Here is a 13,769-nt window from a genome sequence, read left to right as displayed (position 1 = left end):
GATTTCTCCCACTGCTTGTGGTTTTGAATAAGGTCAGACACAGCAAACCCCCTAAATGGGGCCGGCCAACAAGCCATGCAACCCACGCAATGGCACCGCCAGCCAGGTCGGGCGGTTCTGCGCTTCGTAGGCCACTTCGTACGCAGCCTTCTCCAGGCTGAACAACGCCAGTGCCGCCTGCGCCCCTTTGGCATCCTGCCAGTCATGCGCCAGTGTAGACGTAGCCTGTTGATACGCCTGGATAAATGCCTGTCGCGCTTCACTCAGGTAACGATCGGCGACCCGCTGGCGTGCCGCATCAGCATCAGCCGAGTGATCCAGGCCTTGTGCTTGCACATTCAGGGCCATGGCGGCGGCATAGTCGAACGAACGCAACACGCCGCTGACGTCCTTGTACGGGCTGTGCTTGCCCCGGCGCTCGTGCAGCGGCCGTGCGGGTTCGCCTTCGAAGTCGATCAGGTAGGCATCGCCCTTGACGACCAGCACCTGGCCCAAGTGCAAATCCCCATGCACACGGATGCGCAAACCGCCCAGGGTGGCTTTTGCCAGATCCTGCACGTGGCTGGCGATGGGCTTTTTCTGCGCCAGCAGTTGAGTGACCAGCGCCTGATCGTCAGGGTTCAATTCACTTTGATGCTGTTTGAGCAGCTGCAGGGCGCGCTCGGCCTGGGCCCCCACTTGCTTGGCCCACCCCTGGCAGTCCTTGGCCGAGGTGACTTCAGGCTGGAAGTCCGGATTGCTCGTAGGCGCGGCCAGGACGTTGTGCATCTCCCCGAGCCGCTGCCCCAGCAGCCCGGCGAAATCGGCCAGTTCACCGAGGGCGTTGTAGTGTTGTTCCTGTTCGGAAATGGCTTGGGCCAGTTCATCGCGGATCGCCCGCTCCAGGTTGTTCTGGGTCCAGCTCCAGGCATCGCCCTGATTGCTGAGATAGCCCTGGGCGATCATCAACAGATTGTCCTGGCCCTCGGCATCGCGACGGATCACCGACCCCAGCAAGGGCGAGATATGCGCGTAGCCGGCGGCGGTCAGGTAGGCACCCATTTCCAGTTCCGGGTGGACCCCGGCGCTGACTTTGCGAATCAACTTCAGCACCAGGCTTTCGCCCACCACCACGGAACTGTTGGATTGTTCTGCCGCCAGGTAGCGCACTTGCAACTCGTCCCCCACCGGCAGGTTGGCCAATTGCGGGGTCGGCTCGAAACGGATCTCGCCGTCACTGCTGCTGAGCACGGTCTGCGCACGCAGGCCTTCGATGACCGCGCGGATATAGCTGTCGAGGCTGAAGGCATCGGTGATCAAGCCCACCTGGCGCACCCGCCGCACCCGCGCCAGGGCCAGTTGTTGCGGCAAGGCGCTGGTGAACTGGTCTTCGCCCAACAGGCCGAAGGGCAATTGATAACGGCTGGTCTGCCCGCCGCTGGTCACTTCTATCTCGCTGAGCAGCACCGGGTGCTGCGCATCGCCAAACCGTACGCCATAGGCAATGTGCACACTGTCGATGGCCGCGTCCTTATTGGCAAACCAGCGCCGCTTGGGCAGCCAGGTGGGCAACGAGGTTTGCTCCAGGGTGGTGCGCGATGGCGCTTCGAGCAACTCTTCGAGGCGTTTTTTCAGGACCAGGGTGGTGAAGTCCGGCATGCTTTGGGCCGGTTCCACATGCCAGCTGGGCATTTGGTTTTCGGTGGCCAGTACGAACCAGTAGAAGCCATAGGGCGCCAGGGTCAGCAGGAAATTCAGCTGGCCAATGGGCGGGAATGCATTGCCACCGAGCATTTCCACCGGAACCATGCCGGCGAAGGCCGACAGGTCCAGCTCCGCCGCCTGGGCGGTGCGCGACACGTTGGCCACGCACAGGATGATTTCGTGCTTGCCGTCGGCGCCGGTGTATTCGCGGGTGTAGGCCAGGATCCGGCGATTGCTGGGCGAAAGCATTTTCAGGCTGCCACGGCCAAATGCCTTGGACTGCTTGCGGATCGCCAGCATGCGTCGGGTCCAGTTCAGCAGTGAGTGTGGGTCCTGGGCCTGGGTTTCGACGTTGACCGACTGGTAACCGTAGAGCGGGTCCATGATCGGCGGCAGCACCAGGCTGGCCGGATCGGCGCGGGAAAACCCGCCATTGCGGTCGATGGACCACTGCATCGGCGTGCGCACGCCGTCGCGGTCACCCAGGTAGATGTTGTCGCCCATGCCGATTTCATCCCCGTAGTACAGGGTCGGCGTGCCGGGCATGGACAACAGCAGGCTGTTGAGCAGCTCGATGCGCCGGCGGTCGCGCTCCATCAGTGGCGCCAGGCGCCGGCGAATGCCCAGGTTGATACGCGCGCGGCGGTCGGCGGCGTAGTAGTTCCACAGGTAATCGCGCTCCTTGTCGGTGACCATTTCCAGGGTCAGCTCATCATGGTTGCGCAGGAAAATCGCCCATTGGCAGTTGGCGGGGATTTCCGGGGTCTGGCGCAGGATGTCGGTGATCGGGAAGCGATCTTCCTGGGCCAGGGCCATATACATGCGCGGCATCAACGGAAAATGGAAGGCCATGTGGCACTCATCGCCGTCATCGCCTTTCTGGTCGCCAAAGTACAGCTGGGTATCTTCCGGCCACTGGTTGGCTTCGGCCAGCAGCATGCGGTCGGGGTAATTGGCGTCGATCTCGGCGCGGATCTGCTTGAGCACATCGTGGGTTTCGGGGAGGTTTTCGTTGTTGGTGCCGTCGCGCTCGATCAGGTAAGGAATCGCGTCCAGGCGCAGGCCGTCGATGCCCATGTCCAGCCAGTAGCGCATCACCGACAGCACGGCTTTCATGACTTGCGGGTTATCGAAGTTGAGGTCCGGCTGGTGGGAATAGAAACGGTGCCAGAAGTACTGGCCGGCCACCGGGTCCCAGGTCCAGTTGGACTTTTCGGTGTCGAGGAAGATGATGCGGGTGCCATCGTATTTCTGGTCGTCATCGGACCACACGTAGAAGTCCCGCGCACTGGAACCGGGCTTGGCCTTGCGTGCCCGCTGGAACCAGGGGTGCTGATCGGACGTGTGGTTGATCACCAGTTCCGTGATCACCCGCAGGCCACGCTTGTGCGCCTCGGCGATAAAGCGCTTGGCGTCGGCCATGGTCCCGTAGTCGCTGTGCACACCCCGGTATTCGGCGATGTCATAGCCGTCATCACGCCGTGGCGAGGGATAGAACGGCAGCAGCCAGATGGTATTCACGCCCAGGTCGGCGATGTAGTCGAGTTTGGCGATCAGCCCGGGGAAGTCACCGATGCCGTCGTTGTTGGAGTCGAAATAGGATTTGACGTGAACCTGGTAAATCACCGCGTCCTTGTACCAGAGCGGGTCTTTGATAAAGGTGGCAGCCTTGGGTTTCTTCGCCATTGGAAACTCCTGAATAAATACTGTGGTTAATGTGGGAGCTGGCTTGCCTGCGATAGCGGTGGGTCAGTGAAAAGCATCTTTGCTGATCCATCGCTATCGCAGGCAAGCCAGCTCCCACATTGGATCCTCAGGGTTCTGAAGACCGTGTTCGACTTAAGAATGGGTTATGCGCCAGATGCCAAACGGCATGTGAGGCTCGATGCGCATCCATTGGGTCTTGCCGTACCAGGTCCAGCGATGGCCATTCATCAGGTCTTCGCCCTGGACCTGGGCGTCGTCCGGCAAGCCCATCTCCCACAGCGGCAACTCGAAATGGGCCTCCTGGGCGTTGAACGGGTCGAGGCTGACGGCGATCAGGATGAAGTTGCTGCCATCTTCGCTGCGCTTGCCGAAGTACAGGATGTTGTCGTTGAAGGCGTTGTAGAGCGTCAGGCCCAGGTGTGTCTGCAGCGCCGGGTTCTGCCGGCGGATGCGGTTGAGCTGGGCGATCTCGGCAATGATGTTGCCGGGGGCGCTGAAGTCCCGGGGGCGGATCTCGTACTTTTCCGAGTCCAGGTACTCTTCCTTGCCCGGCACTGGCGCGCTTTCACACAGTTCAAAGCCCGAGTACATGCCCCACAGGCCCGAGCCCATGGTGGCCAGCGCGGCGCGGATCAAAAAGCCCGGGCGGCCGGACTCATGCAAGAAGCCTGGGTTGATGTCCGGGGTATTGACGAAAAAGTTCGGCCGGTAGCATTCACGCCAGGGCGACTGGTTCAGTTGGGTGAAGTACTCGCTGAGTTCGGCCTTGGTGTTGCGCCAGGTGAAATAAGTGTAGCTCTGGGAATAACCGACCTTGCCCAGGCGCGCCATCATCGCCGGGGTGGTGAAGGCTTCGGCGAGGAAGATCACCTCCGGGTGTTGGGCCCTTACGTCACTGATCAGCCATTGCCAAAATGGCAGCGGCTTGGTGTGGGGATTGTCGACGCGGAAGGTCTTGACCCCCTCCTCGACCCAACCCAGCACAATGTCGCGCAGCTCCAGCCACAGGCTGGGGATCGCATCGGCGGCATAGAAGTCGACGTTGACGATGTCCTGGTATTTTTTCGGCGGGTTTTCCGCGTATTTGATCGTGCCGTCCGGACGCCAGTTGAACCAGCCGGGGTGTTGCTTGAGCCACGGGTGGTCCTGGGAGCACTGGATGGCAAAGTCCAGGGCGATTTCCAGGCCATGCTCGGCGGCGGCCGCTACCAGGCGCCGGAAATCCTCGCGGGTGCCCAGTTGCGAATGGATTGCATCGTGGCCGCCCTCCTCGCTGCCGATCGCATAGGGGCTGCCGGGATCATCGGGGCCGGCGCTCAGTGAGTTGTTCTTGCCCTTGCGATGGCTACGGCCAATGGGGTGAATCGGTGGGAAATACAGGACGTCAAAGCCCATGTCGTGGATCATCGCCAGGCGCGAATGCACGTCATTGAAGGTGCCGTGGCGCGCCGGATCGTCGGTGATCGAGCGCGGGAACAGCTCGTACCAACTGGCAAACAGCGCCTGTGGGCGCTCCACATCCAGTGGGTACAGCGGGCTGATACTCAGGTAGGGGCGCAAATCAGCCTGGGCCATCAGCTGTGCACTGTCTTCGTGCAGAAACAGCGCGACCTGCTCGGTTTCCAGCAGCCCGGACAATTGCTGGTGCAACTGCTGCAAGCGCTCCTGCAACTCGCCTTCGCTGCGTTCGGCAGCTTGCAGCACCTGGTTGCGACCTTCCTGCAGCTCCAGGCTGACAGGAACCCCGGCCGTGTGTTTCTTGCCCAATTCGTAGCAGAAGCTGGCGAAATGATCGATCCACGCTTCGACGCAATACTGGTGGGGGCCTTGCTCGGTCACGCTGAACGCGCCCTGCCAGGCATTGTTGCCCTGGTCACTCATGGGCACGCTGTGCCAGCTGTCTTCACCCAAGGCCTGCCAACGGATCAAGACGGCCAACTGGTCATGGCCATCGGCAAAGACATTGCTCGCCACCTGGATGCGCTGGCCTTGCACGGCCTTGACCGCAAAGGCCCCGGCGTCGATGACAGGTGTGGTGTCTTCAATGGCGATCCTGGGCAGCAACAGTGCCTGGGACAGTGGTAGTGCGGGTCTTTCAGCAGTCATCGAGCATCTCCCCTTACGCCCCATGGACGCTCTTGTGCTTGATTGTCAGTGCTGCAAGCGGGCTCTCCCTGAGCCGGCCACATAAGGTCCGAGCCCGGGCGCGTTGGAAAAGTTCAGGTGGATGTACCGCCACCGGGCGGGAATCAAACGGCCATGACGGTTGTCCACCGGTTGAGCAAAGCACAAACGAGGCCACCGCGATGAACATCCCCATTCCTGCTGAAACCCCAGACCCGAATATCGACAAACCCACCCTGCCGCCGACCGAACCGGAGCCGATTCCCGAGCAGGAACCTCCGGAAAGCGTGCCACCGGCACAGGAAGAACCGCCGACGACGATGCCGCCGGTTATCGTGTAGGAGCCGCGGCTAAGGCTTGTCCAACAGCTTCACAATCCTTGGCATCACGCTGAACACGGCAAGGGCGAGCACGGTGCTCAGCACCGCCGTGGACTCCTTGCCCAACCCCGCCGCCACCCCGATGGCGGCGGTCATCCACAAGCCGGCCGCAGTGGTCAGCCCCTTGACGTGCTGCCCGGCCTCCTCCTCCTTGCCCTTGAGGATGGTGCCCGCGCCCAAAAAACCGATCCCGGCGATCACCCCCTGTATCACCCGGCTCATGGCATCGGCTTGTGAACCGCCTATCTGCGGGACCAGCACGAACAACGCTGCGCCCATCGCCACCAGCATATGGGTGCGCACCCCCGCGGCCTTGCCCTTTTGTTCACGTTCAAAGCCGAGGATGCCACCGAGGATCGCTGCAATCAGCAGGCGTACGGTGATTTGCGTCATTTGCCGCGCATCGCCGACATCGGCGAATTCGCTTTGCAGGGTTTGCCAGACTTCTTGCCACCAGGCGTCCATGGTCCTGTCCTTTCATGGGGGGGATAGAAGATGGACAGCAACGACCGCCAGTCAGTTGCGCCGAACCATTGGCAAGGGCGCGGCACCTAACTAACAGGACTGTGCAACCAGGAGAACACCATGCCCGTACGTATCGAAAACCAGAGCTGCTATTTCAAGATTGACGACAGCGGCGAGGAGCAGCGTTGCAGCGTGTTGGAGGTAACGGTGATTACCGACAGCGATAAAGCCATGTCGGCGGTGGAGATCGACGGCCAGCGGATTTACATCACCGAGGCGCAAGCCGACGCCTTGACCGTGGCCGGCGCCATCGATGGGCGCAAGCACCTCAAGGCCACTGACGGTGATTCGGTGATTTGATTGATCTGGATCAGCATGCCGTGGGCACTGTTGATCCAGGCACCGGCCCCACGGCTTGCGGGGTGCTGCACATTGTCGCAGGGCGGGCGCCAAAACCCATCTGATCCGCTTTTTATCGATTTACCTGAGTCTGTTATGCAAACAGATCGCGGCCCATAGTTCATCCGCCTGATGGAGGCTGATGAGCGAAAGACCATGAGCGATAGAATCCCCGTCCGATTAGTAGAAAATTTCGAGCCTGCACATCCAAAGAAGATGAAGGCCAAATCCAGCGACAACCTGATCCATACCCGCAGTTTCACCGGCCTGTTCCGCACCTTGCGCATCAGTGGCGCAGGCTTTTTGTTCCTGGCGTTTTTTGGCACCGTGTGGCTGAACTGGGACTCACGCCAGGCAGTGTTGTGGGACCTGGCGGAAAGTAAGTTCCATATTTTTGGCGCGACCTTCTGGCCCCAGGACTTCATCCTGTTGTCGGCGTTGTTGATCATCTGTGCCTTCGGGCTGTTTGCGATCACCGTCTTTGCCGGCCGCATCTGGTGTGGCTATACCTGCCCGCAAAGCTCGTTTACCTGGTTGTTCATGTGGTGCGAGAAAGTCACCGAAGGCGAGCGCAACCAGCGGATCAAGCTGCAGGCTGCGCCCTGGGGCGTGAACAAGCTGGCGCGCCGTGCGGCCAAGCACACGCTGTGGCTGGCGATCAGCGTGCTGACCGGTTTGACCTTTGTCGGCTACTTCACCCCGATCCGGCCGTTGGCCGAAGAACTGCTGACCTGGCAGATGGGCGGCGTCAGCCTGTTCTGGGTGCTGTTCTTTACCGGCGCCACCTACATCAATGCCGGCTGGCTGCGTGAAGCGGTGTGCATGCATATGTGCCCGTATGCACGGTTCCAGAGCGTGATGTTCGACAAGGACACCCTGACCATTTCCTACGACGCCGCCCGTGGCGAAAGCCGTGGCCCGCGCAAACGTGATGTGAACCCGGCCGAGGTTGGCCTGGGCGACTGCATCGACTGCCACTTGTGCGTACAGGTTTGCCCCACCGGCATCGATATCCGCGACGGCCTGCAGATGGAATGCATCGGCTGCGCAGCCTGCATCGACGCCTGTGATTCGATCATGGACAAGATGGGCTATGCGCGGGGCTTGGTGAGCTACACCTCCGAGCATCAGATGCAGGGCGGCAAGACGCACCTGCTGCGACCGCGATTGATCGGCTACAGTGCGGTGCTGCTGGTGATGATCGCTGCGTTGGTGATGGCGCTGGTGCAGCGGCCAATGGTCTCGCTGGACGTGACCAAGGACCGTGGGATGTTCCGGGAAAACAGCCAGGGGCTGATCGAGAACATCTACAGCCTGAAGATCATCAATAAGACCCAACAGCGCCAGGATTACCGCGTGGAGCTGCTGGATGGCGAGGGCTTCGAGCTGCAGGGCAAGACCGAGGTCAGCCTGGCGCCGGGGGAAATCACCGACTTGCCGGTGTCTGTGGCGTTGACCCGTGACAAACCAACCAGTAGCTCGCAAACCATCCGCTTCAAGGTGACGGATAAGGATGAGCCAAGTGTTTATAGTGTCGCCGACAGCCGTTTTGTGGCGCCGCTGAACCGCTGACACACGCAACCTCCCTTGTAGGCGCGGGCTTGCCCGCGATAGCGGTGCGTCAGTCGAAATATCTGCTACTGACACACCGTAATCGCGGGCAAGCCCGCTCCCACACTTTGACCTGTGTAGACCTAGGATCACGATGAAACGCTACGAGAAATTTGCCGACGACATCGCTGAACTGATCCGCTCCGGCGTCCTCGGCCCCGGCCAGCGTGTGCCGTCGGTGCGCTATGCCAGCCAAACGTATGGCGTCAGCCCATCCACGGTGTTCCAGGCCTATTACCTGCTGGAGCGCCGCGGCCTGATCCGTGCGCGCCCGCGCTCCGGGTATTTCGTCAATACCCATGCCCCCAGCCCGTTTTCCGAGCCTGCGGTCAGCGCCCATGTGCACGAGTCCACTGAGGTGGACGTCAGCGAGCTGGTGTTCTCGGTACTCGATTCGATCAAGGACCCGCAGACCGTACCGTTTGGCTCGGCCTTCCCCAGCCCGATGCTGTTCCCCCTGCAACGCCTGGCCCGCTCCCTGGCCAGCGCCAGCCGCGAGATGGACCCGCGCATGGTGGTCACCGACATGTCGCCGGGCAACCCGCAACTGCGCCGGCAAATTGCCCTGCGCTACATGGTCGGCGGCTTGATGCTGCCCATGGAGGAGTTGCTGATCACCAACGGCGCCCTCGAAGCGCTGAACCTGTGCCTGCAGGCGGTGACCGAGCCGGGAGACCTGGTGGCCATCGAGGCCCCGGCGTTTTATGCCTGCCTGCAAGTGCTCGAGCGCTTGAAACTCAAGGCCGTGGAAATCCCCGTGCACCCGCGCGATGGCATTGACCTCCAAGTGCTGGCCCAGACCCTGGAGCGCTACCCGATCAAGGCCTGCTGGTGCATGACCAGTTTCCAGAACCCCATGGGGGCAACCATGCCCGAGGCCAAGAAGCAGGCGTTGGTTGAGTTGTTGCGCGGGCATCAGGTGCCGCTGATCGAGGACGACGTGTACGCCGAGTTGTATTACGGCCAGCAGGCGCCCAAGCCCGCCAAGGCCTTCGACACCGAAGGCCTGGTGATGCACTGCGGTTCCTTCGCCAAGAGCCTGGCCCCTGGCTATCGCGTAGGCTGGGTGGCCGCCGGCCGTTATGCGCAAAAGATCGAACGCCTGAAGCTGATGACCTCGCTTTGTGCCTCGATGCCCGCCCAGGCGGCGATTGCCGATTACCTGCAACACGGCGGCTACGACCGGCACCTGCGTAAATTGCGCTATGCCCTGGAAGAGCAGCAAAGTGCCATGCTCGCCGCCATCGGCCGTTACTTTCCGGCGCAAACCCGGGTCAGCCAACCGGCCGGCGGCTATTTCCTGTGGCTGGAACTGCCAGAACAGACCGACTCGTTGAAACTGTTCCAGATGGCCCTGGCCCAAGGTATCAGCATCGCGCCGGGGCCGATTTTTTCGCCGACCCAGCGTTTTCGCAACTGCATTCGCTTGAACTACGGCAGCCCCTGGGATGAGGCGGCGGAAAAGGCCATGGAAACGTTGGGGCGCATTGTGCGTTCGTTTTAAGGGGCTGCGCTTGAAAGGTAACCAAACACTGAAACGTGCCACGTAGGAGGGTCCATTTTCTCCATTGCTCAGGAAACGTTTGATGCGAGGTGTACTGCCGCCCTTCTTCCATCTTCCGCTGCCGCTCCCACCCAACTACATGCGGGTGGCCGAACAGCGCGAAGTTCGCCAGTTGAACGGGCCAACCGGGCGCCCGACAGGTGACCATCGTTCGGCAGAAAGGATTATCGAACAGAGCCCGGTGCTCAGGGACTTCCTTGCAGGCAATGATCGCTTTCAGCTCCAGCCGGACCTCAAGCGCCACGTGGGGGACTGGACGCCGGCCAACAACGCCCCCCAGGCCCGCGCCACTGCGATCTACAACCTGGATAAAGTGCTGCGCTTCATTGATAACCTGGACGAAGACAAGCTCAAGGGCAGCGTGGAACGTAACGGCAAGATCGACGGGTTTTACGACTTGGGCGTCACCATCCTGCATGACTCGGAGGCAGACCGCCTGGACCAGTTTGCGCGTCGGGGGTATCAGGCTTTAGGCGACTTCTGACACGGGCTCGTGTCGGTGGTGAGAGGCTGCTCCCGCTGGGGGAACCAGCCACCTCGGGGTACCTGGCAGAGCGTGGTGAGGCGATTGGGGCGGCTTCGCCACCCAGCGCGGGCGATGCGGCGTTCCGACAAGCCCGCTCGCCACGAAAAGCCAGGGAGCCCCGCCCCTTTGTGAGGGGGCTCTCAGCACCCAGGCAGAATCAACGCCCGCCGCCAAGATCCAGAAATGTCCCGGTGGTGTAAGAGGCCTTGTCCGATAACAACCAGACAATCGCTTCCGCCACTTCATCAGGGCGCCCGCCACGGGCCATGGGAATGCCCGGCTCAAGCTTGCTGACCCGGTCCGGGTCGCCGCTCAAGGCGTGGAATTCAGTGAAGATATAACCTGGGCGCACCGCGTTGACCCGGATCCCCTCGCCCGCCACTTCCTTGGACAAGCCAATGGTAAAGGTGTCCAGCGCGCCCTTGGACGCCGCGTAGTCCACGTACTCACCGGGCGAGCCCAGGCGTGCAGCCACCGAGGACACATTGACGATGCTACCGCCCTGCCCGCCGTGCTTGGGCGACATGCGCAGCAATGCATGCTTGGCGCACAGGATAGGGCCCAGCACGTTGGTCTTGAGGATTTTCAGGATGCGGAACTCGGACATTTCGTCGACCCGCGACTTGTGGCCGACAGTGCCGGCGTTGTTGACCAGCGCGGTGACGCGACCCAATTCGGTGTCGACACGGTTGAACAGGCTGATCACTTCGTCTTCGATGCTCACGTCAGCGCGCACCGCGATAGCCTGGGCGCCGAGTGCGCGGACCTGCTCCAGCACACGCAGGGCGGCTTCTTCGTCAGACTGGAAATTGATGCAGATGCGATAGCCCTGCCGGGCCGCCAGCAAGGCCGTGGCGGCCCCGATCCCACGACTGCCACCGGTAATGATGACGACTTTGTCCATGTGTACTGACTCCCCATTCAACCAGGCTGTTGGATCCAAGAATACCTGTGCCTGCCAGGTTTTGCATGGATCGGGGTCAATTGATCTCAGGGTTGGGTAAGCGGCGGCCGGGTCAGTTGTTCCTTGGCCACGATGGCGCTCATAAATGTATCCGGCGGCAGCGGGTGGCCTAGGTGATAGCCTTGCAACGAGTCGCAGCCCAAACGCGTGAGGAAATCCTGCTGCATGTCGGTCTCCACCCCTTCGGCGACGATGCGCAGGCCGAGGGCCTGGCCCAGGGCGACAATCGCCGAGACAATGGCGGCATCGTCGCTGTCATGCTCCAGGTCCCGTACAAAACCGCGGTCGATCTTCAGCTCGTTGGCCGGCAGGCGCTTGAGGTACATCAGGCTGGAATAACCAGTGCCAAAGTCGTCGATTGACAGGTCAACGCCCATTTCCGAGAGTTTCTGCAACACCGTCATGCTGGCATCGGCATCGCTCATGGCGGTGGTTTCGGTGATTTCCAGGGTCAGGCTGTTGGCCGGCAACTGGTGACGCTGCAGGGCGTTGGCCACACTGGTGACCAGCCCGGCATGGCAGAACTGCAGGGCCGACAGGTTGACCGCGATACGCCAGTCCCGATACCCCTGGGCAAACCACACTTGCATTTGCCGGCACGCTTCGTTGAGCACCCAGTCGCCGATGGCAATGATCACCCCGGTCTTTTCCGCCAGCTCGATAAACTTGTCCGGCAGCAACAAGCCATGTTGTGGATGCTCCCAGCGCAATAGCGCCTCGGCGCCGACAGCGCGGCCGCTGAGGGCGTCGAACTTGGGTTGGTAGTACAGGCGCAACTGCTGTTGGTCCACCGCATTGCGCAAATCCTGCAACAGTTGCAGTTGCCGGCGCGCGTTGGTGTTCATCGATACATCAAAAAAACTGTAGCCGTTCTTGCCCATGCTCTTGGCGTGATACATCGCCGCATCGGCATTCATCAACAGTTCCTGGGGCGTTGCTCCGTTGCCGGGGAACAGGGCGATACCGACGCTGGCGGAGATGTTCAAGTCATGCTCGGCGACCCGGAACGACTGGTTGATCAGACCCACCTGGCGCTCGGCCAGGCGCAGGGCATCGTCGGGCTGGCTCAATTGCACCAGCAACACGAACTCATCGCCACCGATCCGGGCCAGGGTGTCCTGGCTGCGCAGATCTTCACGCAGGCGCAGGCCCACTTCGCGTAGCAATTGGTCACCCATATGATGGCCAAAGGCATCGTTGACCGGTTTGAAGCCGTCCAGGTCGATAAACATCAGGGCAAAACAGCCGCCCTGCTCCGCCACCAACTGCATAGCCTGCTGAATGCGATCGGCCAACAGCGTACGGTTTGGCAAGCCGGTGAGTGTGTCGTGCAAGGCCAAGTGGGTGAGTTCCTGGTTGGCCAGGGACAGGGAATCGGCCAGCACGGCGGTGCGGGCTTCCAGGCGCGCGTCAAGCAACGAGGTCAACAGCGCAATGGCCAGCACCGCCAGGGTGGTCACCAGTACCAGGTTATCCAGGCCGCTGCCGCTCAGGCCATCCACCGACGCCCCGCAAAAGCTGCCATCGGCAAAACGGGCGGCGGCCATGCCGGTGTAATGCATGCCGACGATGGCCACGCCCATCACCACCGCTGCCCCACCCCGCGCCAGGCGTACATAGGGGGTATTGCGCCGCAGGTTGAAGGCAATCCACAGGGCGGCGGCCGAAGCGCCGACGGCGATCAGCAGTGAGGCAGCGAACAAGATGGGGTCGTAGTCGATGCCGGGGGTCATGCGCATGGCGGCCATGCCGGTGTAGTGCATGCTACTGATACCGGCCCCCATGACCAGGGCACCAAAACCCAGTTGCCAAATAGGCAGGCGCGGTTGGTTGACCAGCCACAGGGCGAACCCGCAGGAGAAAATCGCGATCACCAGCGACAACGTGGTAATGCCGATGTCGTAGCCCAGCGCGATTGGCAAGCGGAAGGCCAACATGCCGATAAAATGCATCGACCACACGCCAATCCCCATGGCCAGGGCCCCGCCGGCCATCCACAGGTACACCGCCCGCCCCCTCGCCGTGGCAATGCGGCCGGTCAAGTCAAGGGCGGTATAGGAAGCAAGGATCGCCACAAACAGGGAGATCAGGACCAGTGCGGGGGAATAGCTGCCGGTAAGCATGGGGCGTCTCTAAGGCTGACAGTGCGAGCGGCATCCATGCCAGGAAAGGCCGGGGATTGTAGCGAGAATAATTCTTGAATAGGTGAAATATTGTCACAAGGCCATCACCTGAAGTCGCCCTTTGACGAACAGCCTTCCCTGTGGCGAGCGGGCTTGTCGGAACGCCGCATCGCCCGCGCTGGGTGGCGAAGCCGCCCCAATGGCCTCACCAACTGCTGTCAGA

Annotated in this window: 10 protein-coding genes; 5 read left to right on the top strand and 5 right to left on the bottom strand. The window is 61.5% G+C overall.

What is annotated here, in order from left to right; translation table 11 throughout:
• Nucleotides 1-51 precede the first annotated feature (51 nt).
• Both treS and HKK57_RS23040 read right to left on the bottom strand, forming a co-directional pair.
• On the bottom strand, nt 52-3,369 hold the full coding sequence (treS, locus tag HKK57_RS23045; RefSeq protein WP_169390835.1) for a maltose alpha-D-glucosyltransferase: 3,318 nt from the start codon (nt 3,367-3,369) through the stop codon (nt 52-54).
• A gap of 153 nt (nt 3,370-3,522) precedes the next feature.
• A complete protein-coding gene (locus HKK57_RS23040) occupies nt 3,523-5,496 on the bottom strand; it encodes an alpha-1,4-glucan--maltose-1-phosphate maltosyltransferase (protein WP_154905963.1) in 1,974 nt (657 codons plus the stop codon).
• 200 nt (nt 5,497-5,696) lie between these two features.
• Between HKK57_RS23040 and HKK57_RS23035 the strand changes: the two genes are divergently transcribed.
• The gene (locus HKK57_RS23035; protein WP_167362635.1) at nt 5,697-5,855 is read left to right on the top strand and encodes a hypothetical protein; all 159 of its coding nucleotides are present in this window, start codon (nt 5,697-5,699) and stop codon (nt 5,853-5,855) included.
• 9 nt (nt 5,856-5,864) lie between these two features.
• Here HKK57_RS23035 and HKK57_RS23030 read toward each other — a convergent pair whose 3' ends face one another.
• Entirely contained in the window at nt 5,865-6,359 is a 495-nt protein-coding gene (locus HKK57_RS23030) for an MgtC/SapB family protein (RefSeq protein ID WP_169390834.1), read from the bottom strand.
• Nucleotides 6,360-6,479: 120 nt separating this feature from the next.
• On the opposite strand from HKK57_RS23030, the gene HKK57_RS23025 reads away from it, so the two are divergent.
• The 4 genes from HKK57_RS23025 (at nt 6,480) to HKK57_RS23010 (ending at nt 10,417) form a co-directional block, all read left to right on the top strand.
• Nucleotides 6,480-6,719 (top strand): DUF3203 family protein, encoded by a 240-nt coding sequence (locus tag HKK57_RS23025; RefSeq protein ID WP_070994825.1) that lies wholly within the window; start codon nt 6,480-6,482, stop codon nt 6,717-6,719.
• 195 nt (nt 6,720-6,914) lie between these two features.
• Nucleotides 6,915-8,330, top strand: a complete 1,416-nt coding sequence (gene ccoG / locus HKK57_RS23020; RefSeq protein WP_154905964.1) for a cytochrome c oxidase accessory protein CcoG — start codon at nt 6,915-6,917, stop codon at nt 8,328-8,330.
• A gap of 133 nt (nt 8,331-8,463) precedes the next feature.
• The gene (gene mapR / locus HKK57_RS23015; protein ID WP_029291598.1) at nt 8,464-9,873 is read left to right on the top strand and encodes a GntR family transcriptional regulator MpaR; all 1,410 of its coding nucleotides are present in this window, start codon (nt 8,464-8,466) and stop codon (nt 9,871-9,873) included.
• Nucleotides 9,874-9,955: 82 nt separating this feature from the next.
• Entirely contained in the window at nt 9,956-10,417 is a 462-nt protein-coding gene (locus HKK57_RS23010; RefSeq protein WP_237150434.1) for a hypothetical protein, read from the top strand.
• A 199-nt stretch (nt 10,418-10,616) separates the two neighbouring features.
• Here the strand turns inward: HKK57_RS23010 and HKK57_RS23005 are convergent, their stop codons facing one another.
• Nucleotides 10,617-11,363, bottom strand: coding sequence for an SDR family oxidoreductase (locus tag HKK57_RS23005; RefSeq protein ID WP_029291594.1), 747 nt, complete (start codon nt 11,361-11,363; stop codon nt 10,617-10,619).
• Nucleotides 11,364-11,449: 86 nt separating this feature from the next.
• A complete protein-coding gene (locus HKK57_RS23000) occupies nt 11,450-13,546 on the bottom strand; it encodes a putative bifunctional diguanylate cyclase/phosphodiesterase (RefSeq protein WP_169390833.1) in 2,097 nt (698 codons plus the stop codon).
• Nucleotides 13,547-13,769 lie beyond the last annotated feature (223 nt).

It is taken from the genome of Pseudomonas sp. ADAK21, assembly GCF_012935735.1.
Lineage (GTDB): Bacteria > Pseudomonadota > Gammaproteobacteria > Pseudomonadales > Pseudomonadaceae > Aquipseudomonas > Aquipseudomonas proteolytica.
Note: the sequence above shows the minus strand (reverse complement) of the source record. Positions and strands in the feature narration are given on the sequence as shown.

Excerpts from the sequence above, each read along its gene's own strand:
- treS (WP_169390835.1), bottom strand. The coding sequence starts at position 3,369 with ATGGCGAAGAAACCCAAGGCTGCCACCTTTATCAAAGACCCGCTCTGG.
- HKK57_RS23040 (WP_154905963.1), bottom strand. The coding sequence starts at position 5,496 with ATGACTGCTGAAAGACCCGCACTACCACTGTCCCAGGCACTGTTGCTG.
- HKK57_RS23035 (WP_167362635.1), top strand. The coding sequence starts at position 5,697 with ATGAACATCCCCATTCCTGCTGAAACCCCAGACCCGAATATCGACAAA.
- HKK57_RS23030 (WP_169390834.1), bottom strand. The coding sequence starts at position 6,359 with ATGGACGCCTGGTGGCAAGAAGTCTGGCAAACCCTGCAAAGCGAATTC.
- HKK57_RS23025 (WP_070994825.1), top strand. The coding sequence starts at position 6,480 with ATGCCCGTACGTATCGAAAACCAGAGCTGCTATTTCAAGATTGACGAC.
- ccoG (WP_154905964.1), top strand. The coding sequence starts at position 6,915 with ATGAGCGATAGAATCCCCGTCCGATTAGTAGAAAATTTCGAGCCTGCA.
- mapR (WP_029291598.1), top strand. The coding sequence starts at position 8,464 with ATGAAACGCTACGAGAAATTTGCCGACGACATCGCTGAACTGATCCGC.
- HKK57_RS23010 (WP_237150434.1), top strand. The coding sequence starts at position 9,956 with ATGCGAGGTGTACTGCCGCCCTTCTTCCATCTTCCGCTGCCGCTCCCA.
- HKK57_RS23005 (WP_029291594.1), bottom strand. The coding sequence starts at position 11,363 with ATGGACAAAGTCGTCATCATTACCGGTGGCAGTCGTGGGATCGGGGCC.
- HKK57_RS23000 (WP_169390833.1), bottom strand. The coding sequence starts at position 13,546 with ATGCTTACCGGCAGCTATTCCCCCGCACTGGTCCTGATCTCCCTGTTT.